This is a genomic window from Streptomyces sp. CNQ085, assembly GCF_022614595.1.
Taxonomy (GTDB): Bacteria; Actinomycetota; Actinomycetes; order Streptomycetales; family Streptomycetaceae; genus Streptomyces.
Map to the genome: position 1 here is coordinate 1 of NZ_JAJFAU010000106.1, position 3,537 is coordinate 3,537.

Sequence of the window (3,537 nt, forward strand, 5' to 3'; positions counted from 1 at the left end):
GGTCCGCGCGGACCGCGGCGGGTGTGCGGGTCCCGGTCCCCCCGCCACGGGCGGACCGGACCCCGGCGTCCCCGGCGTGCTCCGCGGGGCGCCGCGCCGGACCGGGGCGCCCGGGTACCCTTTCCACCCCTCCTTCTCACTCCTTCCGGGCCTGTTGGGCGGCTGTGCAGTGCGCTCCGGTGCCGATAAGCTCGGCCGTGGAGGCGGGAGGATGTCACCGGGTCCCTGTCGGCGCGGGTCCGTGCCGCCGTCCTCTCCCCCGTCCGCCCGCTCCCGTGCGAGATCGGGCGGGCGGTGACCGGTGGCAAGGGGGGTGAGCGATCGTGCGGACGATCGCCGGGCTGTGGCGGTGGCGGGGCAACCCGCTGTGCCGGACCACCGACCGGGTCGAGGGCTGGCTGGCGCTGGCAGCAGTCCTGCTGATGACCGTGGGCACACCGGCCGTCGCACTGTGGGGCACCCGGACCGCGCACGAGACGCTGATGGGCGTCGTGCGCGAGCAGCAGCGGCAGCGGCACCAGGTGTGGGCGACGGTGGCCCAGAGCACTCCGCCCGTGGCCGAGGGCTCCGATGTCGACTCCGGCCACCTGGTGAACGCCACCTGGACGGCGGTCGACGGCCGCACCCACTCGGGCACGGTCGCCGCCGACCGCCCGACCGAGCCCGGTGACCGGTTGCGCGTGTGGGTGGACGCCCGCGGTGAGCTCTCCGCACGTCCGCTGGACGCCGCCGCCGTCTCCTCGCACGCCGCCCTGGCCGGGGTCGGTACGGCGGTGGCCGCGGCCGGTCTGGTGGAGACCGCACGGCGGCTGCTGATGCGGCGGCTGATGGCCCGGCGCTATACGCGCTGGGCGCAGGAGTGGGCCCGGGTGGGCCCCGACGGGGGGCGGGCCGGTCAGTCGAACTGACCCGGACTCGGCCCGGATCCGGCCGGGGCAGGCGCGTGAAGGGCCTGCCTCCGCCATGGCGGGCGGACCGGTCATCCCATCGGTCCGGCACACGCTACGGTGGTGCATCCGGATGCGCGCGACAGCGCGATCGAGGTTCGCACGAGGTTTGGGGCAAGGCGGTCCATGGCACAGGGCTTGGTCCAGGTGACGCACACCAGCTCGTCGCGGTGGCGGCGCCGCACGGGAGACTACGCCACCATCTCCGCCGCCCTCGGCGCCGCCGACGACGGCGACGTGCTGACCGTCGCCCCCGGCACCTACCGCGAGAACCTGGTGATCGAACGCGCCGTCACCCTGCGCGGCCATGAGCGCTCCGACGGCGGCTCGGTGCGCCTGGCCCCCGCCGACGGGGTGGCGCTGACCGTACGCGCCGCGGCGGTGGTGCGCGACCTCCAGATCGAGGGCCAGGACGCCGCGGCGCCCGCGCTGCTGGTCGAGGACTGCGTGGCCGAACTCTCCGGGCTGCGCGTGGTGACGCGGTCGGCCTCCGGTATCGAGGTGCGCTCCGGGGCCCGGCCGACCCTGCGCCGCTGCACCGTGGACAACCCCGCCGGGGTGGGCATCGGCGTCGGCGGGGGCGCGGGCGGACTGTTCGAGGAGTGCGAGGTGGTCGCGGCCGGGCAGTCGGGCATCGCGGTGCACGAGGGTGCCCACCCCCGGCTGGAGCGCTGCCGGGTCCACCACGCCTCGGGAGCGGGGCTGGCGCTGTCCGGGGAGGGCAGCGCGGTGGACGCCGTGGGCTGCGAGGTGTACGAGATCAAGGGCGCGGGGATACGGGTCGCCTCCCGCGCGGTCGGGAACCTCACCCAGTGCCGGGTGCATCGCACCTCCGCCGACGGCGTCACCCTGGACACCGACGCGGTGCTCACCCTGGCCGACTGCGAGATCCACGACATCCCGGAGAACGCGGTCGACCTGCGCTCGCGCTCGGTGCTGACCCTGACACGCTCCACGGTGCGCCGTTTCGGCCGCAACGGCCTGTCGGTGTGGGACCCGGGCACCCGCGTGGACGCCAACGGGTGCGAGATCCAGGAGAGTACGGGCGACTACCCGGCGGTGTGGGTCAGCGACGGCGCCTCGGCGCTGCTGGACTCCTGCCGGGTTCACGACGTGCCGGACGCACTGTTCGTCCTGGACCGGGGCTCGCGGGCCGACGTCCTCGACAGCGATCTGGCGCAGGTGCGCAACACGGCGGTCTCGGTGAGCGACGGCGGTACGGTCCAGCTGGACGACTGCCGTATCCGGGAGGCCGCCACCGGCGCCTGGTTCCGCGACCACGGCAGCGGCGGCACCCTGGCCAACTGCACGATCGACGCCGCCGGTACGGGCGTGATCGTCACCAAGGGCGCCGATCCGGAGATCGACCGCTGCACCGTGACCGATCCGGTGGAGGCGGGCTTCTACGTCTCCGCCGAAGGGCGCGGCACCTTCTCGAACTGCCGGGTGACCGGATCCGGCGGCTACGGCTTCCATGTGATCGACGGCTGCCGCACCACGCTGCGCCGCTGCCGCACCGAGCGCTGTGCGCGCGGGGGCTACGAGTTCGCCGACGGTGGGCCCGTCGCCGAGGACTGCACCAGCGACCGGAGTTCCGCGCCGGTCGCCTCCGAGCCCGAGCCGTCCCTCCCCCCGGCCGTCCGGACCGCCGGTCTGCTGGGCGGTATACCCCAGCAGTCGGCCGCCGCGGCGCCCGCCCCCGCCGGGGCCCCTTCCGGAGAGGCCCCCGGCGGGCCGGGGAAGGACGCCCGGCCCGCGAAGGAGGTGCTGGGCGAACTCGACGCGCTGGTGGGCCTGGAGAGCGTCAAGCGGGAGGTGCGGGCCCTCATCGACATGATCGAGGTGGGCCGCAGGCGCCGTGAGGCCGGTCTGAAGGCGGCCTCCGCGCGCAGGCACCTGGTCTTCACCGGCTCCCCCGGCACCGGCAAGACCACGGTCGCCCGGCTCTACGGGGAGATCCTGCACTCCCTCGAGGTGCTGGAGCGCGGTCACCTGGTGGAGGTCTCCCGGGTGGACCTGGTCGGCGAGCACATCGGCTCGACGGCGATCCGCACCCAGGAGGCGTTCGACCGGGCGCGCGGCGGCGTGCTGTTCATCGACGAGGCGTACGCCCTCTCGCCCGAGGACTCCGGCCGGGACTTCGGCCGGGAGGCGATCGACACCCTGGTGAAGCTGATGGAGGACCACCGCGACGAGGTGGTCGTCATCGTCGCCGGCTACACCGCGGAGATGAGACGCTTTCTGGAGGTCAACCCCGGTGTGGCCTCACGCTTCTCACGGACCATCACCTTCGGCGACTACACGCCCGAGGAGTTGCTGCGGATCGTCGGGCAGCAGGCCGAGGAGCACGAGTACCAGCTCGCCGGGGGCACGGCCGAGGCGCTGCTGGAGTACTTCGCCGAGCTGCCCAAGGGGCCGACGTTCGGCAACGGCCGCACCGCGCGGCAGACCTTCGAGGCCATGGTCGAGCGGCACGCGGGCCGGGTCGCCCAGCTCGACGACCCGGACACCGGAGACCTGACGCTGCTCCACCCCGAGGATCTGCCGCGGGATCCTCGGCCAACCATCCGCGCTGAACCAGCGTCTTCAG

1 protein-coding gene and 1 pseudogene are annotated in these 3,537 nt (G+C 74.4%); both read left to right on the forward strand.

Annotated elements, in window-relative coordinates:
- Nucleotides 1–323 precede the first annotated feature (323 nt).
- Nucleotides 324–908 (forward strand): hypothetical protein, encoded by a 585-nt coding sequence (locus LJ221_RS17180; protein ID WP_241717615.1) that lies wholly within the window; start codon nt 324–326, stop codon nt 906–908.
- A 165-nt stretch (nt 909–1,073) separates the two neighbouring features.
- Nucleotides 1,074–3,503: pseudogene (locus tag LJ221_RS17185) on the forward strand (right-handed parallel beta-helix repeat-containing protein); the annotation flags it as partial.
- Nucleotides 3,504–3,537: the final 34 nt, after the last annotated feature.